The organism is Halomonas sp. ATBC28 (assembly GCF_005937175.1).
Lineage (GTDB): Bacteria > Pseudomonadota > Gammaproteobacteria > Pseudomonadales > Halomonadaceae > Vreelandella > Vreelandella titanicae.
In genome coordinates this window covers 1-382 of the sequence record NZ_VCQL01000217.1, presented here as the reverse complement: position 1 = coordinate 382, position 382 = coordinate 1, and the positions used below count along the sequence as shown (strand labels likewise).

The window sequence follows — 382 nt, the reverse complement described above, 5'->3', positions numbered from 1 at the left end:
TGCTGGATGACACGGCGTTGCCATCGACTCGCAGCGCATCGGTGATGCCATAGCCGGCCAGGGTGGTGGCCTTGTTCGCTTTCTGCGCCAGTTTTCCGTCGGTATCGGCCTTGGTATAGGCATCTCCGATCGCATAGCCGGCCAGGGTGCTCGGATTGCTGCCCTGGGTGACCACCCCGTTGGCGTTCACCGTGACCGAGCGATAGCTGCCCGCCGTCACGCCGGAAGGCGCCAGGCCAATGCTGCGGTCGGCAGAAAGATCGCCCCCACCGACCAGGCCATTGCCAGCCAGGATCTTGCGGCCCTTGAAATCGGCAGCGACCTTTTCCTTCACCCAGTCCTGAGTGGCGAAGATGATGCCGTTGTCGATCAGCAACTGGAC

Annotated in this window: 1 protein-coding gene; it reads right to left on the bottom strand. The window is 62.8% G+C overall.

All coding sequences use genetic code 11. The features are described from left to right. Window positions 1-382, bottom strand: a 382-nt coding sequence (locus E0L35_RS26135; protein ID WP_212751736.1) for a hypothetical protein, incomplete at both ends; no start/stop codon positions are given.